General features: G+C 68.3%; 20 protein-coding genes. 12 read left to right on the top strand and 8 right to left on the bottom strand.

All coding sequences use genetic code 11. The annotated features are described in order from the left end of the window. Positions 1–13 precede the first annotated feature (13 nt). The 3 genes from gpmI (at position 14) to OV287_RS10175 (ending at position 3,621) form a co-directional block, all read left to right on the top strand. The gene (gene gpmI / locus OV287_RS10185) at positions 14–1,555 is read left to right on the top strand and encodes a 2,3-bisphosphoglycerate-independent phosphoglycerate mutase (RefSeq protein ID WP_267533814.1); all 1,542 of its coding nucleotides are present in this window, start codon (positions 14–16) and stop codon (positions 1,553–1,555) included. 250 nt (positions 1,556–1,805) lie between these two features. Next, positions 1,806–2,429 (top strand): glutathione S-transferase family protein, encoded by a 624-nt coding sequence (locus OV287_RS10180; protein WP_267533813.1) that lies wholly within the window; start codon positions 1,806–1,808, stop codon positions 2,427–2,429. Positions 2,430–2,619: 190 nt separating this feature from the next. Further along, entirely contained in the window at positions 2,620–3,621 is a 1,002-nt protein-coding gene (locus OV287_RS10175) for a sensor histidine kinase (RefSeq protein WP_267533812.1), read from the top strand. Positions 3,622–3,812: 191 nt separating this feature from the next. Here the strand turns inward: OV287_RS10175 and pfp are convergent, their stop codons facing one another. Continuing rightward, positions 3,813–5,135, bottom strand: coding sequence for a diphosphate--fructose-6-phosphate 1-phosphotransferase (gene pfp, locus OV287_RS10170; protein WP_267533811.1), 1,323 nt, complete (start codon positions 5,133–5,135; stop codon positions 3,813–3,815). Positions 5,136–5,215: 80 nt separating this feature from the next. Between pfp and OV287_RS10165 the strand changes: the two genes are divergently transcribed. Continuing rightward, positions 5,216–5,911 carry a ComF family protein gene (locus tag OV287_RS10165; protein ID WP_267533810.1) on the top strand — a complete coding sequence of 232 codons (696 nt, stop codon included), beginning with the start codon at positions 5,216–5,218 and terminating at the stop codon, positions 5,909–5,911. An 89-nt stretch (positions 5,912–6,000) separates the two neighbouring features. Here the strand turns inward: OV287_RS10165 and OV287_RS10160 are convergent, their stop codons facing one another. The 3 genes from OV287_RS10160 to OV287_RS10150 form a co-directional block, all read right to left on the bottom strand. Further along, complete coding sequence (locus OV287_RS10160; protein ID WP_267533809.1) at positions 6,001–6,462, bottom strand: immunity 26/phosphotriesterase HocA family protein; 462 nt, start codon at positions 6,460–6,462, stop codon at positions 6,001–6,003. Between the two features lie 77 nt (positions 6,463–6,539). After that, the gene (locus OV287_RS10155; protein WP_267533808.1) at positions 6,540–7,001 is read right to left on the bottom strand and encodes an immunity 26/phosphotriesterase HocA family protein; all 462 of its coding nucleotides are present in this window, start codon (positions 6,999–7,001) and stop codon (positions 6,540–6,542) included. A 3-nt stretch (positions 7,002–7,004) separates the two neighbouring features. After that, positions 7,005–7,808 carry a hypothetical protein gene (locus OV287_RS10150; protein ID WP_267533807.1) on the bottom strand — a complete coding sequence of 268 codons (804 nt, stop codon included), beginning with the start codon at positions 7,806–7,808 and terminating at the stop codon, positions 7,005–7,007. Between the two features lie 821 nt (positions 7,809–8,629). Between OV287_RS10150 and OV287_RS10145 the strand changes: the two genes are divergently transcribed. Beyond that, complete coding sequence (locus tag OV287_RS10145) at positions 8,630–9,400, top strand: hypothetical protein (protein ID WP_267533806.1); 771 nt, start codon at positions 8,630–8,632, stop codon at positions 9,398–9,400. A gap of 27 nt (positions 9,401–9,427) precedes the next feature. Then, complete coding sequence (locus OV287_RS10140) at positions 9,428–9,751, top strand: RpnC/YadD family protein (protein WP_267533805.1); 324 nt, start codon at positions 9,428–9,430, stop codon at positions 9,749–9,751. A gap of 5 nt (positions 9,752–9,756) precedes the next feature. Here the strand turns inward: OV287_RS10140 and OV287_RS10135 are convergent, their stop codons facing one another. After that, the gene (locus OV287_RS10135; protein ID WP_267533804.1) at positions 9,757–10,044 is read right to left on the bottom strand and encodes a DUF2087 domain-containing protein; all 288 of its coding nucleotides are present in this window, start codon (positions 10,042–10,044) and stop codon (positions 9,757–9,759) included. A gap of 222 nt (positions 10,045–10,266) precedes the next feature. Between OV287_RS10135 and OV287_RS10130 the strand changes: the two genes are divergently transcribed. Continuing rightward, positions 10,267–13,956 carry a DUF3857 domain-containing protein gene (locus tag OV287_RS10130; RefSeq protein ID WP_267533803.1) on the top strand — a complete coding sequence of 1,230 codons (3,690 nt, stop codon included), beginning with the start codon at positions 10,267–10,269 and terminating at the stop codon, positions 13,954–13,956. 75 nt (positions 13,957–14,031) lie between these two features. Continuing rightward, the gene (locus OV287_RS10125) at positions 14,032–15,690 is read left to right on the top strand and encodes a sensor histidine kinase (protein WP_267533802.1); all 1,659 of its coding nucleotides are present in this window, start codon (positions 14,032–14,034) and stop codon (positions 15,688–15,690) included. 83 nt (positions 15,691–15,773) lie between these two features. Here OV287_RS10125 and OV287_RS10120 read toward each other — a convergent pair whose 3' ends face one another. Next, entirely contained in the window at positions 15,774–17,945 is a 2,172-nt protein-coding gene (locus tag OV287_RS10120; protein ID WP_267533801.1) for a bifunctional alpha,alpha-trehalose-phosphate synthase (UDP-forming)/trehalose-phosphatase, read from the bottom strand. 13 nt (positions 17,946–17,958) lie between these two features. After that, positions 17,959–19,104: a hypothetical protein gene (locus OV287_RS10115; RefSeq protein WP_267533800.1), complete on the bottom strand. Its 1,146-nt coding sequence runs from the start codon at positions 19,102–19,104 to the stop codon at positions 17,959–17,961. Between the two features lie 155 nt (positions 19,105–19,259). Here OV287_RS10115 and OV287_RS10110 point away from each other — a divergent pair, with 155 nt between their 5' ends. The 4 genes from OV287_RS10110 (at position 19,260) to OV287_RS10095 (ending at position 24,512) form a co-directional block, all read left to right on the top strand. After that, a complete protein-coding gene (locus tag OV287_RS10110) occupies positions 19,260–19,718 on the top strand; it encodes a hypothetical protein (protein WP_267533799.1) in 459 nt (152 codons plus the stop codon). 48 nt (positions 19,719–19,766) lie between these two features. After that, complete coding sequence (locus OV287_RS10105; protein WP_267533798.1) at positions 19,767–20,993, top strand: sensor histidine kinase; 1,227 nt, start codon at positions 19,767–19,769, stop codon at positions 20,991–20,993. Positions 20,994–21,078: 85 nt separating this feature from the next. Continuing rightward, entirely contained in the window at positions 21,079–23,115 is a 2,037-nt protein-coding gene (locus OV287_RS10100) for a DUF1588 domain-containing protein (RefSeq protein WP_267533797.1), read from the top strand. A 2-nt stretch (positions 23,116–23,117) separates the two neighbouring features. Continuing rightward, positions 23,118–24,512, top strand: a complete 1,395-nt coding sequence (locus OV287_RS10095; protein ID WP_267533796.1) for a DUF1552 domain-containing protein — start codon at positions 23,118–23,120, stop codon at positions 24,510–24,512. A gap of 30 nt (positions 24,513–24,542) precedes the next feature. Here OV287_RS10095 and OV287_RS10090 read toward each other — a convergent pair whose 3' ends face one another. Beyond that, complete coding sequence (locus OV287_RS10090; RefSeq protein WP_267533795.1) at positions 24,543–26,729, bottom strand: sensor histidine kinase; 2,187 nt, start codon at positions 26,727–26,729, stop codon at positions 24,543–24,545. Positions 26,730–26,848 lie beyond the last annotated feature (119 nt).

Raw genomic sequence — 26,848 nt, 5'->3', positions numbered from 1 at the left:
TTAGGTTTCCGGCATGAAGCCCGCGCACAAGATCCTGCTCTGCATCCTCGATGGCTGGGGCGTCCGCAAGGAACGCGAGGACAACGCCATCGCCCTCGCCGGCACCCCGCGCCTCGACGCGCTCACCCACGGCACTCCCTATACCGAGCTGCAGACGTCCGGGCTGGCCGTCGGTCTCCCCGAGGGGCAGATGGGCAACTCCGAGGTGGGCCACACCAACATCGGCGCCGGCCGCATCGTCTACCAGGACCTGGTACGCATCAACCGGGCCTGCGAGTCCGGGGAGCTCGCCGCCAACCCCGTCATCCGCGCCGCGCTCGACAAGGCCAAGGCAGACGGAAAGGCCTTCCACCTGCTCGGGCTGGTGTCCCCGGGTGGCGTGCACTCGTCCATGGACCACCTCTACTGCCTCCTCAAGGCAGCGCACGAGCGGGGCGTGCCCCACGTCTACGTCCACGCCTTCACCGATGGACGTGACACCCCGCCCCAGAGCGGGCTCGGCTACGTGGAGGAGTTGGAGCAGTTCCTGCGCGAGACGCGCACTGGCCACATCGCCACCGTGGGCGGGCGCTACTACGGCATGGACCGCGACAAGCGATGGGACCGGGTGCAGCTCGCCTACGAGGCCATCGTCCACGCGAAAGGCCCCAAGGCCCCTGATGCGCTCTCCGCCATCCGCGCCTCCTACGCGGAGAAGATAACGGACGAGTTCATCAACCCCACCGTCATCACCCACGGCGACGGCACCCCGGTGGGCCGCATCCGCGACGGTGACGTGGTGATGTTCTTCAACTTCCGCGCGGACCGAGCCCGCGAGCTGACGCGTGCGCTCGCCTTCGACGACTTCAAGGAGTTCGACCGAGGCGGCCTGCACCTGGGCATGTACGTGTGCCTGACCCAGTACGACGAGACCTTCGGCCTGCCAGTGGCCTTCGCGCCCGACCAACCGAGTGAGATCTTCCCCGAGGCCATCTCGCACGCCGGCTGGCGCCAGTTCCGCACCGCGGAGACCGAGAAGTACGCGCACGTCACCTTCTTCTTCAACGGTGGCCGCGAGGTGGTGTACCCGGGCGAGGACCGGCACCTGGTGCCCTCACCGCGCGACGTGAAGACGTACGACCTCAAGCCCGAGATGAGTGCGCGCGAGGTGACCCTGGAGCTGGTGCGGCGCATCGAGTCGGGGGCCTACGACTTCGCGCTGGTGAACTTCGCCAACCCGGACATGGTGGGCCACACGGGGCTGTTGGAGCCAGCGATGAAGGCCGTTGCCACGGTGGACGAGTGCCTCGGACAACTGGGCCAGGCGTGTGCTCGGCACGGGTGGGTGCTGGCCATCTCCGCGGACCATGGCAACTGCGAGCAGATGCGCGACCCGGCCACGGGAGAGCCTCACACAGCCCACACGCTCAACCCGGTGCCCTTCCACCTCATTCACCCGGACTTCCGTGGGCAGAAGCTGCGCCCCGGCATCCTCGCGGACATCGCCCCCACGCTGCTCCAGGTGATGGGACTGCCCAAACCCTCCGCGATGAATCGGTTGGGACTGTTCGGGTGACGGGCTCACAGGACCAGCCAGAGCCGGCGAGCATCCCAGTGCCGGTCCGCCGTCGTGGCGCCATGACACCCGGCTGAGCACCTGCTCGTTCCTGCTTCACTTCCTTCCGGAACGGGCCAGGTTTGGGGCGAGGAACGAAGACGTAGGCCATTGTGAGGCTGGACGCTAATGAGTACGAATCAGGCCAGCGAGCGCACCTCGGGAGCATGGATGAACTGCCGAACAGGCGCGCTCAATGGAGACTCCGCTCATGCTCAAGCTCTACCAGTTCCACCCCTCCGGTAACTGCTACAAGGTCCGCCTCCTGCTGCACCAGCTCGGAATCCCCTTCGAGGCGGTGGAGACGGAAATGGGCGCCGGGGGGACCCGCTCCCCGGAGTTCAAGGCGAAGAATCCCATCGCCAAGCTGCCCACCGTGGAGCTCGAGCCCGGTGTGTTCCTCGCCGAGTCCAACGCCATTCTCTGGTACTTCGCGGAGGGCACGCCGTTCATCCCCTCGGACAAGCTGGAACGGGCGCGGATGCTCCAGTGGATGTTCTTCGAGCAGTACAGCCACGAGCCGTACGTCGCGGTGGCCCGCGCGTGGATTGCCTACTTCGGCATTCCTCCCGGCAAGGAGCGCGAGCTCGAGGAGCGCATCCAGAAGGGGTATGCCGCCCTGGACGTCATGGAGGGCGAGCTGGCGAAGCGTCCCTTCTTCGCGGGCGAGCGCTACAGCCTCGCGGACATCGCGCTGTACGCGTACACGCACGTGGCGGAAGAGGGACGCTTCGAGCTGGTTCGGTATCCAGCGCTCCGCGCCTGGCTCGAGCGTGTCCAGTCCCAGCCGAAGCACCTGCGCATCACGGACGCCGTGCCTCACGCCACCCGCTGAATCGCCCTGGGGAGCACGGTGTGGCGGATCGCCGCACCCACCCAGAATGCCGCACCTCCCAGTGGGGAGAATCGCCACAGCCCCGTCCCCATCCCAGGGCAGGCCCGGTGGCATGCCCCTCGCAACGTGTCAGGCAGGAGACACCGGGTGAAACCACCTGCCCGGGGGTCCCGCACGCGAGGTGAGCACGATGATGGCGCAAGGCATGGGGGGATCGTTCGTGGTGCAAGAGACTCGCGCGGAGTCCATACGCACCCGGCTCCAGCGGGCCGAGGCCGAGCTCTCCGACAAAGACATGCGCCACTACAACGCCCTGCTGGAGGAGACCGTGCGGCAGCGCACCGCCGAGCTGGAGCTGGCCAATGCCCGGCTCCAGGAGAGCCTGCAACAGCTCCAGGCCGCGCAGGCGCAGCTGCTCTTCGCCGATCGGCTGGCGACCATCGGCCAGCTCGCGGCGGGCCTGGGACATGAGATCAACAACCCGCTCGCGTTCATCGTCGGCAACCTCGACTACGTGCAGCAGCAACTGGTCCGCACCGCGGGCGCCGCCACGCCGGAGGAGCAGCAGGAGATGATCGAGGCCATCGCCGATGCGCGCGATGGCGCCGAGCGCGTCCGCCTCATCGTGCGCGACCTCAAGGTGCTCTCCCACCCCAACGACATGGAGCGCGGCCCAGTGGACGTCGTGGCCAGCCTCCGCAGCGCGGTGAAGGTGGCGGCGTACGAGCTGCGTGACCGAGCCCACCTGGTGGAGGAGCTGGTCGCTGTACCGCCCGTCAACGGACACAAGGCGCGCCTGTGCCAGGTGTTCCTCAACCTGCTCATCAACGCAGCGCATGCCATCTCGCCGGGGCGAGCGACGCAGAATGAGATCCGCATCTCCACCCGGATGGGTGGCCCTGGCCAGGTGGTCGTGGAGGTGAGCGACACGGGCTGCGGCATCCCGGCAGAGAACCTGGAGCGCATCTTCAACCCGTTCTTCACCACCAAGCCCGTGGGCGTAGGCACGGGACTGGGGCTCTCGGTGTGCCACGGCATCGTCACCGCGCTGGGCGGGGACATCTCCGTGCGGAGCGAGGTCGGCCGGGGCACCACCTTCCGCGTGAGCCTCCCCGTGTACGAGGCCCGCCCGGAGCCACAGCCCGCCGCGCAGGAAGACTTCGTCCAGGCCGGCCTCGCCCGGGCCGCCTGACACCAGAGGGACACTTCGGTTCGAGGGCGCGTCGGCTATCGTCGCGCCGTGGCCTGCTCCGCGCCCCGGTTGCGAGACAGGCCGATGCGCTCTTCTTCGTCCGGGAGGTAGGGCCCCTGCGACTGCACGCACACAACGACGGCCCGTCCCCCAAGGACTGAACACTCGGAGGGACAGGCCGGTACCCGACCCTATTTCGCCGGGCCCCCCGTCGGCTCCACAGGAGCCTTGGCGGCAAGCCCCAACTCCACGTCGACCGCCACCTCGGGCTCGTCCTTCACCAGATGGTGGAACTGCTCGCGGAAGGCCTCCGGCGTGAGACGAACGGCCTTGGCGAACCGGGCCAGCTCCTCCGGATTGTCGAAGTCCTGCCGCTTGAGCCGCAGCATGAAGCTCCGGGCGATCTTGTAACGGTCCGAGTCGACATCCACCAGCCGCACCCGGGGCCGCCCCGTGGCGGGATCCTTCATGTCCTGGAAGGAGATGGGCTGGAACCGCCCATTGACCATCGACACCACCACCTCGGTGCCACCCTCGATGATGTAGCGGGCCGCGCAGTAGCCCAAGTCGCGCGTGTACTCCATGTCGAGCGGAATAGGATCCGCGCAACGCACCTCGTAGCCGATGTACTTGGTGATGAGCGTGGCCTTGATACCCAGGCCGGCGAGCCGCTCCTTCACCGCCTTCTCGAGCACCTCGCCCAGGTTGATCTCCGCCACGTGGACGTTGCCCATGTGGTCCCGGGGGATGTCGGTGTGTTTGGCCAGGTCCTCGGGATCGATGCAGTCAGCGAGACCCTCGGCCAGGAGGACAATGCCGTCCTGGCGACCGTAGGCCAGCCGCTTGATGACCGAGCCCGCCAGGATGTCCACCACGTGGTTGAACGGGACGGGGCAACCCTTCTGGAACTCCTCGGGGATGATGATGTTGGTCGCCCCCACCGCTTTGCCGATGGACAGGGCCAGGTGCCCCGCCTTCCGCCCCTGGGCCACGACGAAGTACCAGCGGTGGGTCGTCTTCGCGTCCACCATCAGGTTCTTCACGATCTCCACGCCGACGTGGCGAGCGGTCTGGAAACCGAAGGTGCTCACGTCGTAGGGCAGGTCGATGTCGTTGTCGATCGTCTTGGGGACGTGGACCACGCGGATCTTCCCTCGGGTCTTCTCCGAGATGATCTGCGCGAGTGTCGCGGTGCCATCACCCCCGATGGTGAGGAGCATGCCCACGTCGAGCCGATCGAGCGCGTCGAGCGTCTTCTGGAAGTGCTCGGGGGAACGGGTGGGGTTGGCGCGGGAGATGCCGATGTACGAGCCGCCGCGGAAGTGGATGCGGCTGGTGTCCTCGATGGTGAGGGGGACGACGTGGGAGATGTCCCCCTCGGAGAGCCACTTGAAACCATCCTGGATGCCGAGCACCTCCACCCCCGAGAGACGAGCGCGGATGGTGGCCGCTCCAATCACACTGTTGATGCCCGGGGCCGGTCCCCCGGCGACGACGATGGCGAGCTTCTTCATGAGGCCAATCCAAGCCGAAGACTTCTTTCAGGTCCAGGGAACCTTCCCCGCCGCCGTCCATCCGTATTAACTCCCGGCCCGTGCTCCAAGCGCTCCTCGAGCTCCTCTATCCGCCCGCGTGCATCGCCTGCGCGAAGGTGATGCCCGTGCGCGCGGCCTTCTGCGAGACGTGTGACCTCGCCGTGGAGCGGCTCCCGCCCTCGCGCTGCCGCACCTGCGCCGAGCCCGGCACCTTCCCTCGCGACACCTGCCCGCGCTGCCACCTCTCGCCCCCGCCCTTCACTCGCGCCTGCGCCCCCTTCGCCCACGAGGGCCCCGTCGCCCGCGCCATCCACCGCTTCAAGTACGAGGACCACCCGGAGCTCGCCCCCGCCCTCGCGGAGCTGCTCGCCACCGAGTGCCGCCAGTTCCTCGAGCAGGCCCCTTCCGTGCTCGTCGCGCTGCCCCTGCACGACCAGCGCTTCCGCGAGCGCAAGTACGACCAGACGCAGCTGCTGTCGGGAGAGCTGGCGCGAATCACGGGTCGCGAGGCCCCCGTGGGACTGCTCAGCCGTGCCCGGGAGACGAAGCGTCAGGTGGGACTGTCCGAGGCCGAGCGAGCCCAGAACGTGGCCGGGGCCTTCACCGCATCTCCGTCCGTGACGGGCCGGGAGTTCCTCCTCGTGGATGACGTGCTCACCACCGGGGCCACCGTCCGAGCCGCCGCCACCGCGCTCCGCGAGGCCGGTGCCATCCGCGTCGAAGTCATCACCCTCGCCCGGGCCTTTTCTCTATGAATCCTTGCCCGGCATTGTCCCAAGACCGGGCATCAGCGTGGGAGTGGACCTGATTTCGTGGAGGGTTCTCGGATTTCGACCTCGACGACCTATTGCAGACGTACCTTCAGGTGCTCCACCGAATCATTGGGCCTCCCCATGAAGGTGTCGAGCAGGCGTTCCTCGACATGGTGCTGTTCCCAAACAGCCATTCGCTCGAGCCCGACACACTCCTGGGGCTCGGCACTTCTCGAATTGCCGACGGTGTCGAAGATCGTGCAGCGACGGAAGCTCCCAATGTCCTGCCTGAATTGGACAATCGGTTGAGACAGAGACTCCTCAATCTCTCTCCACCCAATGACATCCCACGAGCTCGGCTCCAAAATGCGGACAGCAATCTTGAAGAGGATGGGCTTGGAGGCGATCCGGTCCAGGTCCGAGTCAGGGCTTTCGGTCCTGTACTCGTAGAAGGCATCAAACGGTGGTTCGAGGGCCCTCCCGTATCCGAAAGTGCCGTCGGCGAGGGGAATCCTCAAGAAGGTCCCCGGTCTATGCATGCGCACTTTCGTCATTTCCTAATATCCCGTGCAAGGATGAAGCTGTCCCCAGCGCTCCGTGGCTGCGTCGGGCGCCAGGATTCGGATGTTTCTTATTGCAGGCGTACCTTCATACGCTCCACGATGCCACTGGGCCGCCCCATGAAGGTGTCGAGCAGGCGTTCCTCGACATGGTACTCGTCCCAAACAGCCATTCGCTCGAGCCCGACACACTCCTGGGGCTCGGCACTTCTCACATTGTCGGCGGTGTCGAAGATCTCGCAGCGACGAAAGTCCCCCACGTCCTGCCTGAATTGGACAATCGGTTGAGCCAGGGACTCCTCGAGCTTTCTCCGGCCAATGACCTCCCACGAGCTCGGCTCCAAATGGCGGACAGCAATCTTGAAAAGGATGGGCTTGGAGGCGATCCGGTCAAGGTCCGAGTCAGGGCTTTCGGTCCTGTACTCGTAGAAGGCATCAAACACGCGCGTAAGCGCCCTCCCATAACCAAAAGTGCCGTCGGCGAGGGGAATCCTCAGAAAAGACCCCGATCTATGTATGCGCACCTTCTTCATTTCCTAATATCCCGTGTAAGAATGAAATTGACCCCAGCGCTCCGTGGCTGCGTCGTGAAACCGCCTGCCCCGCGGATTGTCTTTCGCCACACCGCGCACGACATTCTCGGTCCGATAGGGCTTTCCGGTGTCGGACTGGGCGCCCCCATGGGAATCAATCAACTGCTGCTCTCTTCCGCGGATCCGCCAATATGCGGCGTCTTCATATCTGCGGCCATAGTCAATGGCGGCCCCGACATCGAATTGATCAAGCGTCGGCGGGTCGAACCCAGCATCCTTCGGCTCGTCGTTCTCGTCAATATGATGATTCAGCGATCGAAGAATAACGGCCAGAGCCGCCTGTTCTCTGAGGGACTTGTTGAGATCGACGACCATGCTGGTTCGCCCCGCGTAGTAGCGGTTGGCATTCTTATTGAGCCTCGTGTAGGTCACATATATGCGCCCCCGCCTTGCTTTGTCATTCTTGCCTGGTTCTGATTTTGGCGATGCGCCTGGAGGAGCGAGCGTGGCGGACGCCGGTCCCGCTTGGGCCTTGGAAGCCCCTGTGACTGCACCGTTGGGTGCATTGAATGGATATTGACCCTGGACCCACCCGGACACATCGCCGAAGTGCGTGCCGTAGAACTCGTCCGCGATGTCGATCGGGGTCTCCGACCCATCCACGGCCGCCTCGACGGTCAAGCAGAGCAAGAGCACACTACCGGCTGCCGCAACAACCGCGCCTCCAGTGACGACGAGCTCTCCCGCCGCACCACCGGCCCCTACTTCTCCCGCCGCCGTGCCGCCTTCTGGCACGAGCCGGAGCACGCCGCGTGGTATGCCATTTCCCAACCCCTCGCCAGAGAGCCCCTCCAACGGAGGTGACGAGGGTGGGCTCAGCGGCACCGCTGGCGAAGCCGCCCCCAACACTGCCGCCACAGGCACCACTTCCACGCCAGCGCGAGCTGCATGAAACGCTTCTTTCAGTGCCCCCGACGCAACGTAACGGCGCGGGACATAAACGCAGCGCTCTTGCTGACTCGTAGCGTGGCGGACGCTCTGGGCAGCGCCGCTACACCCCACGAGAAACATGCAGAGCAGCACGGCCCACCCGCGTGACATGCAGCGCCTCCTGGCATTGACTCCATCCGCAACGAGCTCGATTCGAGGCTACAACACGGTCCGCGTGTAGACGTCCGGGCAGAGGGCTCCCTCGAGCAGGGGCGGAGCCGGAGCCGGCAGAGGCGAGCCCGCCGCCTTTGGCAGCGACAGGGGCTGAGGCGGACTGATTCAGAGGCAGGGGAAAGTACCGCTCACTCGTTGACGTCAACGAGTGAAATACCACAAACACCCACATCACTCGTTGACGTCAACGAGTGAGTCGTCCGGCAGGGTATTTTCGCGGACTTTCGCACGGCCATTGCGAGCGCTGCCGGCGTCAAGGCGGGTTCCAGCGCGGCTTTGTGTGCGGCGCTCCACAGGCCCTGGCGAGCTCACGCGCACGCCGCACCTCGGGTCGCCGCGATGGAGGGACAGGACCTCGTGAGTTCTCCCATCGGAAGGAACTCCCGCCGTGGTATGAATCAAACGCACCGGGCTTCCGTTGACGCCACTCCGGCGTGGTAGGGAAGAGCGATAGAGGACTGCGCATGACGGCCACGAAGAAGAAGGACAGGAGGTTGGGCCCGTTCCAACTCGGAAAACGGCACAAGCACGCGGCGGCGGAACTGGGCCACATCCACGAGGCGCGCAACGTCCAGACGGGGGCCCCGGCCCTGGTGATGCTGCCCGGCTCGAGGCCCACCTGGGGACCCAAGAAGAACTGGCAGGTGCGCGCCTCCTTCCAGGTCACGCCCCCCTTCATCGCGCTGGAAATGGAGCGGGCACCGATCTCGGGCAGGTTGGCGGAGCTGGCTGACTTGCTCACCCTACTGCTCGCGGGGCTCGAGGCCGTGAGAGACAACGCCAGGATGCGTGCCCACCTGACCGGCACGCCAATGGGCCGGAGGCTGGGGTTCCCTTCGCTGAAACGACTGGCGGTAGCGGGACTCGCCGTGCTCGCGCTGGGCGGGGGCTTCTGGTTCGGCATGGGAATCCGTTCGATGGAGTCCCCCACTCCACCACCTTCGATTCCCGGCATCGGTGGGTTGGCGGACTATGGGCGCCCGTCTTCATTCCTGGTCGACGGAGAGACGCGGGGACCGGCGGGTATCTCATACCCGCTTCCTGACAAGCCCTTCTCAAACCAGGCCAAGCCACCCTGCCGCACCGGGCGAGACGAGGTCGCAATCAACGGCGGCTGCTGGGTAGCTCTGGAGCGCCGTCCGCCGTGCCATGAGGAACAGGCCGAGTACCAGGGGAAGTGCTACCTGCCGGTGTCCACCCGGGAACCACGACCGCCTCAATCCCTCTCCCCGTGAGCTGTCTCGTTTTCGGGATGCGCTCTGGTGCCGCGCTTCGAGTACCTGTTGGGTGACCTGAGGGCCGAACGGTTACATTCGATGATGGATGAGCAACGAGCGGAGGAGTTGATGCGCAGCTATGGCGAGGAACTCATCGAGCAGGGATTACGACGGGGCCGAGAAGAGGGGCTGGCGCGTGGGCGTGCTGAGGACGTCCTGCGGATTCTCACCGCGCGGGGTGTACACGTCGACGAGGCCTCTCGGCAGCGCATCCTCACCTGCGCGGATGTGGCCACCCTGGATCGCTGGTTCGATCGCTCCCTGAACGCCGCCACCCTCTCCGACGTGCTGGACGACCTGGCTCAGTAGAGGCTCTATTGGACCTTCCAGTACCGTCGGCCATCCAGTGAGCGATCGAGCAAGCGCACGTCGTAGAGATCGCGCCGCAGGAGTGCCCAGTCCCCGAAGGTGTGCAGGGACTTCAGCAGCTCGTTGAGCTCCCGCTCGCTCCACTCCACGCCGCCCGGCAGGCGGGCCGCCAGGTAGCGCAGGGCGTCGAGCTGATCCGAGCGCTTGGAGGGCCAGCCCTTCAGCCGCCCCTCGGCATCCAGATAGCGGGACAGCTTCTCCGAGACAGCAGGCGTGGGGAGGGTCGGCTGCATAGAGACCCTCACCCTAGCCCTCTCCCAGAGGGAGAGGGAACCTCCGACCTCCCGCCTTCCGTTGCCTGCCAACCGATGGGGCTCCTCGCCCGCCCCGCGGCCGACATTTCAGTTGCTTGTCCGCCCATGTCGTCGCATGCAGGGGAAGGCTCTCCGCAGCCCGGCTGTTCACCCGCGCCGACTCTCACCCCCGGCCCCCTTTTCGACGGACGAGGAACACGGATGTCCCGTACCCCACCGCTCGCCGTGCTCTCGCGCACCACCTGGCTCGTCGCCCTGCTCGCGTTCGCCAGCCCGCTCCTCACCCGGGCCGCCACCGAGACCAGCGTCACCGCCTCTCGCGAGCAAATCGAGGAAGCCCTCAAGCTCGCCCCCTCACCCCGCGGCGCGGCGCAGCTCATCCGGCTGCACGCTTTCTCCGAGGACCTCGAGGACCTCACCCCCTTGGGGAGGACCTATGCCGAGGTGGCCACCCGGCGCGACACCGACCCCGGCACTCGCGCCACCGCCTGGCTCCTCTTCATGGACCTGGAGCGCTCGCGCGGCCGGCTCACCCGCGCCTCCGAAATCCATGACTCCTCCCTCGGCTTCATCGGCGACTATTACGTCGTCGGCGGCTTCGACAACGAGGGCAAGGCTGGCTGCGACACGGACTTTGGCCCCGAGGCCGCCAACCTGGACCTCTCCGCCACCTACCCGGGCGCCAAGGGCCGTCAGGTCTCCTGGCGCCGGCTCTCCGTCAGCCCCACCCAGGGCTATGTCGACCTGTCCTCCGCCGTGCGCCCCAACCGCGAGGCCGTGGCCTACGCCCTCACCTGGCTGGAGGCTCCGGCCGAGACGCGCGTGGCGCTCGGCGTAGGCACCTCCGGCGCCTTCCGCCTCTGGGTGAACGGCGAGAAGGTCTCCTCCAGCGACCACTACAATGCTCCCCGGCCGGACCAGTCGCGCGTCTCCGTGCGCCTGCGCAAGGGCCTCAACCGCGTCCTCCTCAAGGTGTGCCAGGAGTCCGGCCCGCTCGGCTTCTACCTGCGCCGGGACCCGCCCGCGCGCCTGCGCGCCACCCTCCCCGCCACGCCTCCCGCGCTCACCAAGGGCCCCACCGCCGCGCCTCAGCCGCTGCCCACCGTCACCTCCGCCCTCGCGGCCCTGGTGGCCAAGGCCCCCGCGGACGCGCAGCTGCGCGGCGAGTACGCCACGGTGCTCGACTTCTACCGCGCCTTCGACGAGCGCGAGCACACCGCCACCATGGAGGCTGAACGCGCCGCCCGCGAGGCTCCCCAGGACGAGCGCCTGCAGCTCCTGGCCGCCGAGACCCATCGGGATGACCTCAACCTGCGCCGCCGCTTCCTCGAGGCCGCCCTGCGCGCGGACCCCACCTCCACCCCGGCCCGCGTGGCGCTCGCCGAGCACGAGCTGGAGCGCGGCCACCCCGAGCGCGCCATCGAGCTGCTCAAGCCCGTGGTGGAGCTCACCCCGGACTCGGCCGCCGCCCGCCTCACCCTGGCCCGCGCCCACGAGACGCTCGGCGAGTCCGCCCGCGCGCACATGATGGTGGAGGAGACGCTCCAGCGCCTGCCTCGCATCCCCCGCGCGGTGCGCGCCGCCGCCTCCTCCGCCCGCATGCTGGACCGCCCCCAGGACTCCGTGGCCCGGCTGCGCGTGGCGCTGGCCCTGCGCTTCGACGACCGCCACAGCCGCGCCCTGCTCGGTATGCAGCTCGCGGACCTGGGCCAGGTGGAGTCCGCGGCGCACGAGTTCACGCAGATGCTCACCCTGGACCCCTTCGACAACGCCACCCGCCTGAAGCTGGCGGAGCTGCGCGCCGCCAACGGCCAGCTCGACGCGGCCACCGCCCACTTCGCCGAGGCCCGGGCCCTCTCTCCGGACGAGCCCGAGGTGTATGAGCGCGAGGGCCGCGCCCTGATGTCCGCCGGCCGCCGCGAGGAGGCCCTCTCCTCTTTCGAGCGCTCGCTGGCCTTGCGCCCGCAGAACCCCGCCCTCCGCGAGGCCGTGCGCACCCTCAAGGGTGAGTCCGCCGCCACCGCCGCCCGCTACCTCACGGACTTCAAGGGTCTGCTGAAGGAGGCCGACGGCTACACCACCGAGGACGCCGTGTACCTGGTGGACAACACCTACGTGCGCGTGCAGAAGAGCGGCCTGTCCAGCCGGACGCACCAGTTCGCCGTGAAGGTGCTCAACACCCGCGGCGTGGACGCCTTCCGCTCCTACCCCGTCACCTACTCGCCGGACCGCCAGGAAGTGCGCATCCTCCGCGCCCGCATCACCAAGGAGGACGGCTCCGTGGTGGACAGCTACGGCGAGAGCGAGCGCAACATCAATGAGCCCTGGACGGGCATGTACTACGACGCTCGCGCCAAGATGCTCTCCTTCCCCGCGCTCGCCGCCGGGGACGTGCTGGAGCTGCAGTACCGCGTGGACGACACCGCCCAGGAGAACCTGCTGTCCGACTACTGGGGTGACGTGGAGAGCGTGCAGGGCGTCTACCCGAAGGTGGCCTACCAGTTCCTCGTGGAGATGCCCAAGGAGCGGCCCCTCTACTGGAACGAGAAGAAGCTGCCCGGCGTGACGCACGCGCGCGAGGACGTGGAGGGCGGCAGCGTCCTCTACCGCTGGAGCGCCAGGCACGTGTCCAAGGTAGTGCCGGAGCCCGGCATGCCTGGCTGGGCCGAGGTGGCCGCCAACCTCCACATCTCCACCTACCGCACCTGGGATGAGGTGGGCCGCTACTGGTGGGGCCTCGTCCGCGACCAGCTCACCCCCAACGAGGAGCTGCGCCGCACGGTGGACACCGTGCTGCAGGGCGTGGACCGCAAGGACCAGCAGGCCGTGGTGCGCGCCATCTACAGCTTCGTGGTGACGAACACCCGCTACGTGGCGCTCGAGTTCGGCATCCACGGCTTCAAGCCGTACCGGGTGGACCGCGTGCTGGCGCGCCGCTTCGGCGACTGCAAGGACAAGGCGAGCCTCATCCACTCCATGCTGAAGGTGGCCGGCGTGGACAGCCGCCTGGTGCTGCTGCGCATGCGCAGCCTCGGCTCCATCGGCGAGGAGCCCGCGAGCCTGGCGGCCTTCAACCACGCCATCGTCTACGTGCCCCGCTTCGACCTGTACCTGGACGGCACCGCTGAGTTCCACGGCGCTCGCGAGCTGCCCAGCGCGGACCGCGTGGCCAACGTGCTGGTGGTGGAGCCGGACGGCAAGGCCACCTTCTCCACCACGCCCGAGGCTCGCCCCGAGGACAACGCCACCCGCCTCACCATGGACCTCGTCCTGCGGCCGGACGGTAATGCCGATGTCACGGGCGCCACCCGCGTGGGCGGCCAGATGGCCCCCGAGTACCGCCGCGCCTACCGCGCCGTGGCCTCGCGCAAGTCCACCTTCGAGCGCTCCTGGGCCCAGAGCTTCCCCGGCCTCACCGTGCACGACGTGAAGCTCAACGACACCACCCGCCTGGATGACGACGTGCAGGTGGACTTCCGCATGTCCATTCCCCGCTTCGCCGAGGCCGTGCCCGGTCAGGTTCGCTTCCTCCCCTTCGGCACCGGCCGCTCCTACACCCAGTCCTACGCCTCGCTCGCCGAGCGCCGCTTCGACCTGGTGATGCAGAGCCCCTGGGTCAACAACTTCACCTTCCGCTACACCCTGCCCCAGGGCTTCAGCGTGGCCGAGTTGCCTCCCGCGCATCAGGAGGAGACGCCCTTTGGCCGGGTGCGCCTCGGCTTCCGCCAGGAGGGCAACCAGCTCATCTGTGACGGCGAGGTGGCCATCACCTCCGCCCGGGTGAAGGCGGACGACTATGCCGCCTTCCGCGCCTTCCTCGGACGGGTGGACCAGGCCTTCGCGCGCAAGGTCACCCTCCGCGGGCCTGCTTCGTCCACCGCTGGACGGTAAAAATTGAGGGCTCCGGTCTTTTTTCGAGGATTTACAGATTATCCTCGTTAACAGGACCCACGGGGAGACGCCGTGATGACGATGCGCTCGAAGGTATGGCTGTTCGTGGTGGTGGCCATCACCAGCGTCTTCGCCATGGGGGTGGAGCTCTTGAAGGGGAGCCGGCTGGGGCTGAGCTCCCGCCAGCACCTGGCCCTCATCCAGGATCGGATCGACCTCTACGGCCAGATGCACAACAGCACCTGGCCCTTCGTGGATGCCCTGCGGCACGCCCAGCGGAACGAGGCGGACATCGCACAAATCCTGCACGACCAGGACGTGCACATGGACCAGGGCTTCGAGCGGCTGGAGGCCCTCCTCCAGGAGGAGCTGCAGCTCCCGACGGTGCAGGACAGGCAAGCCCGAGAGGAGCACGTCCACGAGCGCATCGCTGGGATTCATGAGGCTCAGCACCAATGGGCCACGCGGGCCAGGGGGCTCGCGCGCACGATGGAGGAAGGGGACACGCTTCCTCCGGACGCCTGGTGGGACCTCTTCCAGGACTTCGAGGAGACGGTGGGCACCCCCCTGGAGATGGCCATCTCGGAGGAGCGCGCCAGGATGGACGAGCTGCGGCAGACGTGGGACGCGCGCGCGCGGCGCGGCAACCAGATGGCGAAGCTCATCCCCGCCCTGGCGCTGGTGCTGGTGGTGGGAATCGCGCTCGCCATCCTCGAGCCCATGCAGCGCTCCCTGCGTCAGCTGCGCTCAGGTGCGGAGCGAATCGGACACGGGGACTTCGAGCACGCGCTGCCCGTGAAGGGGAGCGACGAGCTCGCCACGTTGGCGGGCGTCTTCAACCGGATGGCCGCCGAGCTGCACGACCTGATGCGCGAGAAGCAGCGCTACAACACCCTGCTGGAGGAGACGGTGCGCTCGCGGACCGCCGAGCTGGCGTCGACCAACGCCCGGCTGGAGCAGAGCCTCCAGCAGCTCCAGGAGGCCCAGAGCCAGCTCCTGCTGGCGGACCGGCTGGCCACGGTGGGCCGGCTCGCGGCGGGCGTGGGCCATGAGATCAACAACCCCCTGAGCTACATCCTCAGCAACCTGCGCTACCTGCAGGAGGAGCTGAACCGGACGCAGGGCACGGCCTCCGAGGAGGAGTGGCGGGAGATGCTCGCGGCCGTCAACGAGGCGTGCGAGGGCACCGAGCGAGTCAAGTTCATCGTGCAGGACCTCAAGCTGTTTGTCCGGCCGGACGACGCCGCGGTGGGCGCGGTGGAGCTGAGCACGGTGGTGCGCGGCGCCATCAAGATGGCCGCCCAGGAGATCCGCCCCCGCGCGCGCCTCGTCGAGGACTGCGCGAACGTGCCCCCAGTGCGCGGCAACGGGGCGCGCCTGAACCAGGTGCTCCTCAACCTGCTCATCAACGCGGCGCATGCCATCGAGCCGGGCCGGGTGGAGCACAATGAAATCCGCGTGATGGCGAGGCAGAGCGGGCCCGGCCACGTCACGCTGGCGGTGAGCGACACCGGGTGCGGCATCCCCCCGGAGAACCTCGCGCGCATCTTCGAGCCCTTCTTCACCACCAAGCCGGTGGGCATCGGGACGGGGCTGGGGCTGCCGGTGTGTCAGGGAATCATCACTTCGCTCGGGGGTGAGCTCACCGTGGAGAGCCAGCTGGGCCAGGGCACCACCTTCCGCATCACCCTGCCCATCGCCGAGGACGCCGAGGCTCCGAGCCAGGCCGCCTGAACCTTCAGGAAAGTGATGAATGTTCCCTCTCCCTTCGGGAGAGGGGATATGGCCGCGGCCCGCGAGGCCATGGAGGACGGGCCTCAGCCTGGCAGCAGCGCGGCGAGCAACTGACGCACCTCGGCGGGGCCCATCACCCGGTAACCGGCACGCGTGTCCTTGCCGCCCGCGTGGATGGCGACGCTGCCCTCCGGCAGCGCGGCGAAGAGGTCCTCGTCCGTGCGATCGTCGCCGAGGGCCACCACCAGCGTCCCAGGAGCCATCCCCTCGGTGATGGAGCCCACCACTCGGCCCTTGTTCACCCCGCGCGCGCGCACCTCCACCACCTTGTCGCCGGGCAGCACCTCCAGCGGACCCTGGGCGAACACCTCCCCGAGGTGCAGCCGCAGCTCGCGCGCCTGCCTCGCGCCGAACACCCGGTCCACCTGCCGGTAGTGCCACGCCAGTGAGGCCGATTTCTCCTCCACGAAGGCCCCGGGCACGCGGGCAGCGAAGGCCTCGAGCACCGGACGCACCAGGGCCTTCCAGTCGGTCGTCACTCCATCCAGGGACGTCCAGGGCTGGCCCGGCGAGGGACGGGACCAGAGGCCGTGCTCCGCATGCAGGCCCACGGGGAGCGCGCCGAGCCAGGCCTCCAGCGTCTCCTTGGTCCGCCCGCTGACGATGTGCACCCGCGTGCCGGGCCGGGTGGTGAGCCGCTGCAGCAAGTCCAACAGCTCCGCGTCCGGCGCGGCCAGCTCCGGCCTCGGCGCGAAGGGGACGAGCGTGCCGTCGTAGTCGATGAGGAGCAGCACGCGCTCGGCCTTGCGCATGCGCTCGAGCGCCACATCCGCGCCCGCGGGCTCCACGCGCGGCGGAGGCGTGGGCATGGACTCGAGCGTGTCCAGGAAGGAGCGCACCCACCAGTGCACGTCGTACTCCTTCACCCGGGTGCGCAGGGTGCGCATGCGCGTGCGCCGCTCCTCCTGCGGCATCTCCAGCGCCGACTCCAGCGCATCCGCCAGCCCGTCCACATTGTAGGGGTTCACCATCACGGCGTCCCCCAGCTCGTCCGCCGCGCCGGCGAACTCGCTGAGCACCAGCACCCCATCCTCGTCCGGGCGCGCGGCGCAGAACTCCTTGGCCACCAGGTTCATCCCATCGCGGATGGGGGTGACGAGCATCACGTCCGCGGCGCGGTAGAGGGCGGCGAGCTGCTTCTCGTTGAAGGAGCGGTAGAGGTAGTGCACGGGGACGTTGTGGACGCCGCCGTAGAGGCCATTGATTCGCCCCACCAGCTCGTCCACTTTCTCCCGGTAGCTGGCGTAGTCCGCCACTCCGGTGCGGCTGGGGACGGCCACCTGGATGAAGCGCAGCCGGCCACGCCAGGCGGGCTCGCGCTCCAGCAGCCGCTGCACCGCCATCAGCCTCCGGGGAATTCCCTTGGTGTAGTCCAGCCGGTCCACGCCCAGCACCAGCCGCAGCCCCTCGCTCTTCTGCCGGTGCACGCGCACCTCCTCGAGCACCGCCGGCTCGTTGGCCAGGTTCTCGAAGGACTGCGCGTCAATGCCCATGGGGAAGCCGCCCAGCCGCACCTCGCGTCCGTCATAGTCGACGCGGTCCACCACCGTCTCCAGCCCCAACAGCCGCATGAGGGAGCTGGCGAAGTGGCGCACGTACGTGAGCGTGTGGAAGCCGATGAGGTCCGCGCCCAACAGGCCCCGCAGCAGCTCCGTGCGGTGCGGCAGAGTGCGGAAGATCTCACTCGAGGGGAAGGGAATATGGTGGAAGTAGCCGATGCGCGCCTGGGGCAGCCGCGCGCGCAGGAAGGCCGGCACCAGCATGAGCTGGTAGTCGTGCACCCAGATGGTGTCCCCGGGCTGGTATTGGCGCGCCACCAGGTCGGCGAAGCGCTCGTTCACCCTGCGATAGATGTCCCAGTCCCGATCCTGCCGGGGGATGCGGTCGATGAAGTAGTGGCACAGCGGCCAGAGGACCTGGTTGGAGTAGCCCTCGTAGTAGCGGCCGACCTCGCTGGCGCTCAGGTGGAGGGGGACGCAGCGCAGCTCCGCGAGCTGGGTCTCCACCGACGCGCGCTGCGAGGGCGTGAGGCGCGAGACGTCCCCGGGCCACCCTATCCAGAGCCCTCCCGAGCGCTCATGGGGGCCCCGCAAGCCCGTGGCGAGCCCTCCGGCGCTGCGAACCACGGAGACCCCATCCTTGTCCGACTTGACAGTGACGGGGAGACGATTGGAAACGAGCAGGAGTCGGGACATACGTCCCAAACCCTTACTCAGCCGAGCCGGAGATGGCCACCCCGGAAATGGGGGCCGTGCCACCTAGAGAACCTTGGCTCCCGCCGCGTGTCCACCCGAGCCGCGCAAGAAGCCTGGGCTCCCGGCTCGTCTTCCAGATGAAAGCGTCCAGCACGTAGTGCGTGGCCTGCGGCAGCGCAAGCAGCGGCACCACCAGCGCCAGCACGTCCGCGGGCAGCACCGGGCCGCCCTCGCCGAAGAGGCGGGACCGCTCGTGCCACACCAGCTTGTCCCAGAGGAGTTCCTCCCCGAAGGCGAGCACGCACAGCACTCCCAGGAAGCCGGGCAGGCCCGCGCGCACCACGGGCGCCAGCCAGCCATAACCCCCCTCGGCGAGCCGCCCGCGCGTGTAACGGAAGAGGAGCGCGAAGTAGGGCACACCGTGCAGGACGACATTCATCACCGTGAAGGTGAAGTCGTCCTGGGCCAGCACGATGCCGCCGAACCACGTCACCCAGGTGGCGAGCACGAGCAACACCTTGCCCACCTGAAGGCCCTCACCGCGCACGACGCGCGACACCTGGAAGCCCGCCCATGCGGCGAGCACCAGCCCGTGGAGAACGAGCGCCCCGGTCCCCACCCAGGCGGGCAGACCGGAGAGGAAGTCGTTCTCCACGAACCACCAGAAGGCCCGGGGAAGGTGGGCATGCCACCAGAGGACGGGGCCGAGCGTGGCGGCATAGATGGCGGCAGCGTCGAGGAGGTGCTCGGTGCTGGAGACGCGAGCCTTGCGGCCATAGAGAGCCACCCAGCCGTACTGCTGGCGGACGAAGTGAAAGAGCGCGGTGTACGCGAAGAGGCGCCAGAAGGTGCCCGGGGAGAGGAGATACGCAAGCACCCCCAGCAGGTACGCGGCGAGCGGGGCGGTGACGTAAAGGCCGGGCCGGCGCTGCAGCTCTTCCCCATCAAAATAGGTGCGAAAGAGGGTGGACCAGACGTGGGCCACGTCGACACAGACGACGAACAGCGCCCACGCCCACAACGGCGTATCCCCCACGGCGCCCAGCGCGGGCGCGGCGAGCACGAGCCCCACCGACACGAGCGCGCTGCCCGCGAAGACGGTGAGGTCCACACCTCGTCCGAAGAGCCAGGCCTGGGAGGGAGCGAGAAAACGAGACATCACCCCGGAGGGTAGCAGCCCCGAACGTCAGATGGAGGGCCGTCGATTGGATCAATGCTGAACATGGCCGCGGCCTGCTCCCTTTTTTCCCACCTGCCCGCCCGGAGGACAGGGAAGCTCCCGGCGCGGCCAGGAGCCGCCGCATCTGGAGTGCCATGCTCGCAGACTCTTCCGTCACCTTCGATGATTCGCGCTGGCCACTCCGATTCGTTCGGTTCGTGGGAACGCCCACGCCCTGGCAGTACGAGCACTACCTGCGAGAGGCGACAGCCAGCCTTCAGAGGCGGGAGAGGCACCTGAGCATCACCGACCTGACCCAGGCAACCCTTCCCACCCCCGAGCTGCGACAGCGGCAGATCCTCTGGATGCAGGAGCACGAGGGCCTCATCCGCGAGGTGGTCCTCGGAGCGGCGTTCGTCGTCACCACCCCTCTCCTCCGGCTCTCGCTGAGCGCCGTCCTGCACTTCAAGCCACTGCCGGTGCCGTACCTCATCACCGCCCAGGAGGTGGAGGCGGTGGGCTGGGCGAGCGCGCGCATCGAGGAGCAGGGGCTGCGCCTCGTGGCCGAGCGCCTCCGGAGCCAGTACGGCCTGCCCACCCGGGTCTACGCCTGAGTCCAAAGCTGGAAGCAAACCCCGCGTGGCGCCAACATCGCCCCGCCGATGCCTTCCGCGCTACCGCCGCCTCCCTCAAGCTTCCGCCGCAGGCTCCTCGCCGTGATGCTCGTCACGGGACTGGTGCCGCTCGTGCTGCTCGGCTTCATCGCCCGGCAGGCACTCGAGGACCTGCTGTCCGTCTCCCTGGCCCCCGTGGAGCAAGTGCTCGAGGACGTCTCCGCGGGGCTCGCCCGCGAGGGCCACTCCCAGGCCGCGCTCGACGAGGCCCGCCTCAACCTCGCCCAAGCCGAGCTCGCCCGCCGTGCGCTCGCGCGCCGCACACCCTGGCTCATCGCCGCGCTGCTGCTCGTCTCGGCCGCGGTGCTTACCGCCGCTGCCGTGCTGCTGGGCCGCGCCCTCACCCGCCCTGTCTCCACCCTCACCCAAGGCATGTGGGCCTATGCGCGCGGAGACCTCTCCGTCCAGCTCCCCGCCCCCGACGCGCCCCGCGACGAGCTCCAGTTCCTCCTCGTCCAGTTCAACCGCATGGGCCGCGAGCTCGCCGCCCAGCGCGAGCGCCTCAAGGCCGCCGAGCAGATAGCGGCCTGGCAGGACGTGGCCCGCGCGCTCGCCCACGAGCTGAAGAATCCCCTCACCGGGATGAAGCTCGCGCTGGCGCGGCTGTCGCGCGGTGACGCGCCCCCGGACACCACCCGCCTCACCGAGTCCGTGGCCCTCCTCCAAGAGGAGATAGAACGGCTCATGCGGATGACCCGGAGCTTCTCCGACTTCGCCCGCCTGCCCGCGCCGCGCTTCCAGCCCGTTGCCCTGCGTCCCCTGCTCGCCGACGTGTGTGCCCTCTACCGGGACACCTCGCCCGTGCCCGTGGAGCTGCAACCCGGCCCCGAGCCCTCGCTCTCCGCCGACCCGGATGGCCTGCGCCGCCTCTTCGGCAACCTCCTCAAGAACGCCACCGAGGCCTCCACCTCCGGTGCGTCCCCCGTGCGCCTCTCCATCGAGGCCCTGCCCTCCTCGGTGCGCGTCTCCATCCGCGACGGCGGCAGCGGGATTGCCAGCGTGCTCGAGGGCCCCGCCCTCACCCGCGGCCTCTTCAGCACCAAGCCCGGCGGCAGCGGCCTGGGGCTCCCCATCGCCCAGAAGGTGGCCCACGAGCACGGCGGCACCCTGCGCCTGGAGCCCGCGCCTGGAGGCGGCACGCTCGCGCTCGTGGAGCTGCCCCTCAGTCCTCCGCCCACCGCGGAGGCTCGACCGCAGGCTGAACAACAAGCTTAAGGAGGAAATCATGTAAAGTGCGCGCAAGCGGGAGCGCAGGGTGACGGAGTCAACAGCCAGGCCGCTCCACCGGGAGGAGAGTGAAATGAGAGCTCGTCGCGGCGAAGTGCGAGCCTGTGTCGCCGGAATCCTGATGGTGCTCGGCGCGTGCACGGAGCCCCAGAAGGGGCCGGACACCTCGGACGCCGGAGTCCCTTCCTCGGATGGAGGAAGCGAGGGCACCGAGCTCTCGCCGAACCTGATTCCCCAGGAGGAACTCTTCACGTGCAATGGGGCCGCCTCGGACGCGCCCACCCGCATCCGCCGCATCAACCGGTGGCAGTGGACCCGCAACGTCGGTGGCGCCGTGACGCGCGGATGGACTGGCTTCAGCTTCTACGACAATCCGCTCGATCCCAATCCACGCTCTCCCTACGGCAGCTACGCCGCCGACGACACGGTCGATGAATCCATGGTGGAGATCATCCTCCCCATCGTGGACGAGTACGGCGCGACGTGGGCCGGGCCCTACACTGGCGGAAACAGACTCGATCTCCTCCGCGAGGACCGGTCGTTGCGTTGCATGTGGGAGCAGGCGCAGCCGAGCACCGCGTGCATTCGCAACTACCTATCCACCCTGCTCGAGAAGGGTGTGATGTACAGGCCGGCGCGCGCGGATGAACTGGACCGGTTGGCCGCCTTCACCCAGTCGGTGCTCGCGCAGGAAGTCCCCGATGGAAGCCAGGACCCACGTACCCACAGCCTCTCGCGCGTCGTCACCGCGGCGTCATTGATGAGCGGCGCGTTGTTCCGCGAGGAGCTGGGCACGCCGATCAGCGACGGCCGGGTCGGGCTCGGGGACTGGGAGCTCGCGCAGCAGCTCACCTATGCGTTGGGAGATCGTGCCCCGGGCGCGGTTCCCACCTGGAGGTGGCCTGACACCTCCGCGTCCTCCAAGGGCCACTACGGAGACATCGCGGACGCGGCGCGTGACGGAGGGATTCGCTCGCCGGAGGTCGTGAGCTCGCTGATTGATCAGCACTTCGGCGGCATGGATGCCACCCGCTTCGATCTGGTCCAGGACTTCGGCGAAGGGGAGCGTCCCCGCCGGGGCGAGTACTGGCTCTCCGATGGCGTGGCGAACTTCTTCCGCCAATGGCTGGGCTACACGCAGGTGGAGGCGATCTTCAAGGAGCGCCCGGAGGCGACCAGCGCCTTCGATGATGGGGAGCTGAGTGGCTACCGCGCACAGGCCGCGGCCTGGGAGAATCTGCTCTCCGGCTACTACGGCGACGAGTCGACGCTGATCCAACAGATGGACGACTTCGTCGCACGTGCGGTGGTGAATGACGTCGCGGTGCTCAAGACGCTGTTGACCTCCCGGCGGTTCTTCCTCGCCGCGACCCAGGACTCGGGCTTCGACGGCAACGCCACGCGGTACACGGGCCAGCCCTACGGCACCAACGCGGAGATCGCCGCGACCCCCGAAGCGCGCTGGCGGATGCTCCCGGAAGCGGAGCGCGCGGGCGTGCTCACCCACCCGGCGTGGTTGGCCTCGCATGGCGGAAACTTCGAGGACGATCCGTCCGCGGTGCACCGGGGCAAGTGGGTGCGGGAGAACCTGCTCTGCGGCTATGTGCCCCCCCTCAGCTCGGTGCGCGTGCGGGCGCAGGTAGGTCCTCACTCCCCGGACAAGAACGCTCGTGCGCGGCTCGAGGACGCCACCGGCAAGAGTGAATGCCAGGGCTGTCACTCGCTGATGAACCCGCTCGGCTTCCCGTTCGAGATCTACAACCATGCCGGCTACCTGCGGACGAGGGACCATGCACCCTCCGGGGGATGGATGGCTCCCAATGGGCAGGTGACGTTGAGCAATCTACCGGACCCGGCCTTGAACGGACCCGTGCGGGATGCGGTGGAGCTCAGCGAGAAGCTCGCCGCCTCGGGCTACGTGAAGCGCTGCTTCGTCCGGCAGACCTTCCGCTACTTCATGGGCCGAGACGAGAACCGGAGCGACGCCTGCACGCTGGTGCGGATGGAGCAGGCCTATGACGAACACCAGGGCTCATTCAAGGCCCTGCTGAGAGCCCTGATGACCAGCGACACCTGGACGACGCGCCGCGCGCCGGCGCAGGGAGAGTGACCATGCTGACCCGACGCGCGTTGCTCAAATCCGCCGTGGCCGCTGGACTGTTCGCACCTTTCTACCGCGAGGCGCTCGCCCAGACGGCGAAGCCCATGAGGCTGGTGCTGGTGCTGGAGTGCAACGGCATCTACCCCGAGGCGTTCCTGTCCAGCGGGACCCGCGCGGCCCTCGGCCCGAAGGTTGGCAAGCGGCACAACTTTCTCGACGTGTATCCCGAGACGCCATTGCTCCGCACGGGCGATGACCTCTCCAGCGCACTGTGTCTGGGGTCGCTCGCCGGAGGCAGTGGCGCGCCGTCCCTCGTGAACCGTGCGGCGGTGTTGCTCGGGCTGTCGTCGACGATCGCCGGAGGTGGGCACTCGTCGGGGACGGGGGCGCTGAGCTGCGCGGTGCATGGCTCGGCCGCCACCTTGGATGCGGTGCTGGCACCGAGGCTCAAGCGCACCGCGCCCTTCGACGCCATCCGACTGGGCACCAGCTCCGCGCGCACCCCCATCGTCTACGAGACGTGTTCGTACGGTCCGCGCAAGCCCGCCGGCATCCTGGTGAACCCGATGCTCGCGTACAACACGATCTTCGGCTCGCTCTCGGCCAACACGGCGGTGGGCCAGGAGCGCCGGATGCTCTTTGACTTCGTGCATGAGGACGCGAAGGCCGCGCTCGCGACCTTCAAGGGCAACTCCCACGAGCGCACGAAGCTGGAGCGGTACCTGACCTCGCTCGAGTCGCTGCGTGCCAGGGAGACGCAGCTGCAGGGAATGGCGGCGCAGGTGAAGCCGCTGCTTCCCCCAGACCCGTCCGTGAATCCGTTGCTGCAGGGAGGCACAACCCCGCCCGACTCACTCAAGTGGCTCGAGGCCCAATTCGAGATCGCCACCACCGCGCTGCTGGGCGGGCTGACGAACCTGGTGGTGCTGGCGGCGGGGACCTCGGGCTTCGACGTCGCCTATGACCCGAGCATCGCGAACGTCGGGCGTCATGACCTCCAGCACGGCATCGACAACGCGGCCAACTGGACCGGCATCGCGGCCGTCACCCGGAAGCACGTGGCCCTGGTGGCGAAGCTCGCACGCGCGCTGGCGGCGACGCCGGAGCTCCATGCGTCCGGCTCGATGCTGGATCACACGGTGATCGTCTTCATGTCCGACAATGGCGAACAGCACCACTCGGAGGCGAGGGAGTGGCCCAAGCTCGTCCTCGGTGGCAATGCGCTGGGGCTGAAGACGGATGGACGGACCGTGGTGTATCCGGCCGAGGGCACGGCACGGAATCGCCAGGTGTCCAACCTGTTCAACACCCTGGGCCACGCCTCGGGCGATACCGACTTCAACACCTTCGGCTCGGAAGGACCGACGAGAATCGCCGAAGGACCCCTGCCGGAGCTACTCGGATAGGCGGCGAGCAGCGACCCGTGGAGCTGCCCCTCAATCCTCCACCCACCGGGGAAGCTCGATCGTGAAACTCGAGCCCCGGCCCTGCTCGCTCTCCACGCGGATGTGGCCCCCGAGCTGGGAGACGATCTGCTGGGAGATCCACAGTCCGAGCCCCAGCCCACCATAGTGGCGCTCGGACACCGCCCGCTCGAAGCGTCCGAAGATGCGCGCCTGATCCCTCGGGGAGATGCCGATGCCCTCATCCTGAACGCGCACGCACACTCCCTCGGGCGTGGACGAGGCCGAGACCTCGATGGGGCGGCCCGGTCCATACTTCATCGCGTTGGCGAGGAGGTTCGACAGCACCTGGTCCAGGCGCGACCGGTCCCACCGCCCGGCGAGCGGTGAGCGCAGCTTCAGCACGAGGCTACAGCCCACCTTCTCCAGCTCCGGCCTCATGCGCGCCGCCACCTCCTCCACGAGCGCAGCCAGGTCCATCTCCTCCAGCACCATGGGCAGGCGCCCGGAGGTGATGCGGCTCACGTCCAGCAGGTCTCCCACCAGTCTGCCCAACCGCTCGCCCTGGCGCTGGCAGGTGGCGGCCCACTTCGACAACCGCTCGGCATCTTCATCTCCCAGCGCGGCACTCTCCCGGACGAGGCGCTGGAGCCCGAGCTTCAGGGCCGTGAGGGGTGTGCGCAGCTCGTGGCCGGCAATGCCGAGGAACTCATCGCGCAGGGCCACGGCGTCCCGAGCTTCACGGTAGAGCCGCGCGTTGTCGATGGCATACGTCGCGTGGGCGGCGTACTCCTTGGCGAAGGTGAAGTCGTCCTCGGTATAGGTCCGATCCGTCGAGCCGAGCGCGAGCACGCCGGCTACCCCCTGGGAGGTGGCGAGCGGAATGAGCATCACGGAGCGAATGCCGAACCGCTCGCTCGGGCCGTTCCGCAGAGTCCAAGAGAAGGCCTCTTTGACCACCGGGATGAGCCGGGGCAGGCCCGTGGCGATGAGCTCGTGGACAGGATGCTCCTCGGAAATGACGAGGGTGCGAGCCATCTCGTCCGCGAGCGGCTGGAGGGAGGGGTCCGCATGGGACATCGACACCAGCCCGAGCGCCCCATCGGGCCGCCTGCCGCAGAACATCGCCAGGGTGGCGAGCGCGGGGACGCACAGCCGGACCAGCGTGCGCGAGGTCTGCTCCGGGTCGAGCGACGAGGAGAGCACCGCACTGGACTCGGCCAGGAAGCGCTGCGCCTCCATGGCCCGCTTGCGCGCGGTGACGTCCTGGATGGTGCCAATGGCACCGCGGGGGCGGTGCGACGCGTCGAAGAGAGGGACAGCGGAGATGACGAGCGTGCCGCGCCGGGCCCCCTGGACCTCGAGGTCCAGCTCAACGTCGAGCACCTCCTGGCCCGTCGTCACCGCCCGCTGCATCGGCAACTCCTCGGAGGGGAGCGTGCGGCCCTGGGCGTCGCGGTAGCGGATGGGTTGGCGCTCGCCATCGGGCGCACTGAGCGAGATGTTGCTGTCGAGCGGCAGGCCGTGCAGCCGCGCGAACCAGCGGTTCTGCTGGATGTGCTGGCACTCGCGGTCGCGGGCGATGCCGATACCCACCGGGATGACGTCGAGCAGCGTCTTGAAATCAGCGGCTTGATGCTCCAGTTCCTGACGGAGCCGGTCCGCCTCGAGCGCGAGCGCGACACACCCGGCCAGGTCCTCGGCGAGCGCCAGCGCCGCTCCGTCCAGGCGCAGCTCCGGTTCCCGCGAGGCGAAGGAGATGACCCCGATGAGCTGCCCCGCCAACCACAGGGGCACCGCCATGCAGTCCAGCAGCCCGGCCTCCTGGATGCGAGGAAGGTTCTCCTCTTCCGGGGACAACAGGAGCGCTACCTGCTCGGAGAGTCCTTGGTGCAGCTCCGGACTGCCCGACCGCGCCACCCGCCAGGCCAGTGGTGAGGGCGGACCTCCTGGAGGTCCATGGACCTGGCCATGGGGAGCGCGAAAGGCGGCAACCCGCTGGAGCACGCCGTCCTGGAGCACATCGAGGTCACACCAGCCCCCCAGCTCCGGCAGCGCCACCCGGCCAAGGCAGCGGAACACGTCATACCGTCCGGAGCACTGGGCCAGCTCGCGGCTCATCCGACCGAGGAGCTGACCGCGGGAGCGCTGAAGGGACGACAAGAGGTCCGGTCCCTCCAGACCGGCTCCGGACATGGACGGCACCTCGAGCTCCAACATCAGTCCCACCTCCCACGGGAAGGTCCGGTGGGAGCGGTAGCAGGCAGGGGAGCGCCATGCACGCCTGCTTGCGTCAGGAGACCCGCCCTACCCCGTGTCGCACCTCATCGCCCCACTCC

Source organism: Archangium lansingense, assembly GCF_026626635.1.
GTDB lineage: Bacteria > Myxococcota > Myxococcia > Myxococcales > Myxococcaceae > Archangium > Archangium lansingense.
The sequence above is the reverse complement of the archived record's forward strand: the minus strand, read 5'-3'. Positions and strand labels throughout refer to the sequence as shown.

Excerpts from the sequence above, each read along its gene's own strand:
- pfp (WP_267533811.1), bottom strand. The coding sequence starts at position 5,135 with ATGAAGAAGCTCGCCATCGTCGTCGCCGGGGGACCGGCCCCGGGCATC.
- OV287_RS10125 (WP_267533802.1), top strand. The coding sequence starts at position 14,032 with ATGACGATGCGCTCGAAGGTATGGCTGTTCGTGGTGGTGGCCATCACC.
- OV287_RS10110 (WP_267533799.1), top strand. The coding sequence starts at position 19,260 with ATGCTCGCAGACTCTTCCGTCACCTTCGATGATTCGCGCTGGCCACTC.
- OV287_RS10090 (WP_267533795.1), bottom strand. The coding sequence starts at position 26,729 with ATGTTGGAGCTCGAGGTGCCGTCCATGTCCGGAGCCGGTCTGGAGGGA.
- OV287_RS10100 (WP_267533797.1), top strand. The coding sequence starts at position 21,079 with ATGAGAGCTCGTCGCGGCGAAGTGCGAGCCTGTGTCGCCGGAATCCTG.
- OV287_RS10095 (WP_267533796.1), top strand. The coding sequence starts at position 23,118 with ATGCTGACCCGACGCGCGTTGCTCAAATCCGCCGTGGCCGCTGGACTG.
- gpmI (WP_267533814.1), top strand. The coding sequence starts at position 14 with ATGAAGCCCGCGCACAAGATCCTGCTCTGCATCCTCGATGGCTGGGGC.
- OV287_RS10180 (WP_267533813.1), top strand. The coding sequence starts at position 1,806 with ATGCTCAAGCTCTACCAGTTCCACCCCTCCGGTAACTGCTACAAGGTC.
- OV287_RS10120 (WP_267533801.1), bottom strand. The coding sequence starts at position 17,945 with ATGTCCCGACTCCTGCTCGTTTCCAATCGTCTCCCCGTCACTGTCAAG.
- OV287_RS10145 (WP_267533806.1), top strand. The coding sequence starts at position 8,630 with ATGACGGCCACGAAGAAGAAGGACAGGAGGTTGGGCCCGTTCCAACTC.
- OV287_RS10115 (WP_267533800.1), bottom strand. The coding sequence starts at position 19,104 with ATGTCTCGTTTTCTCGCTCCCTCCCAGGCCTGGCTCTTCGGACGAGGT.
- OV287_RS10135 (WP_267533804.1), bottom strand. The coding sequence starts at position 10,044 with ATGCAGCCGACCCTCCCCACGCCTGCTGTCTCGGAGAAGCTGTCCCGC.
- OV287_RS10105 (WP_267533798.1), top strand. The coding sequence starts at position 19,767 with ATGCCTTCCGCGCTACCGCCGCCTCCCTCAAGCTTCCGCCGCAGGCTC.
- OV287_RS10130 (WP_267533803.1), top strand. The coding sequence starts at position 10,267 with ATGTCCCGTACCCCACCGCTCGCCGTGCTCTCGCGCACCACCTGGCTC.
- OV287_RS10155 (WP_267533808.1), bottom strand. The coding sequence starts at position 7,001 with ATGAAGAAGGTGCGCATACATAGATCGGGGTCTTTTCTGAGGATTCCC.
- OV287_RS10175 (WP_267533812.1), top strand. The coding sequence starts at position 2,620 with ATGATGGCGCAAGGCATGGGGGGATCGTTCGTGGTGCAAGAGACTCGC.
- OV287_RS10160 (WP_267533809.1), bottom strand. The coding sequence starts at position 6,462 with ATGACGAAAGTGCGCATGCATAGACCGGGGACCTTCTTGAGGATTCCC.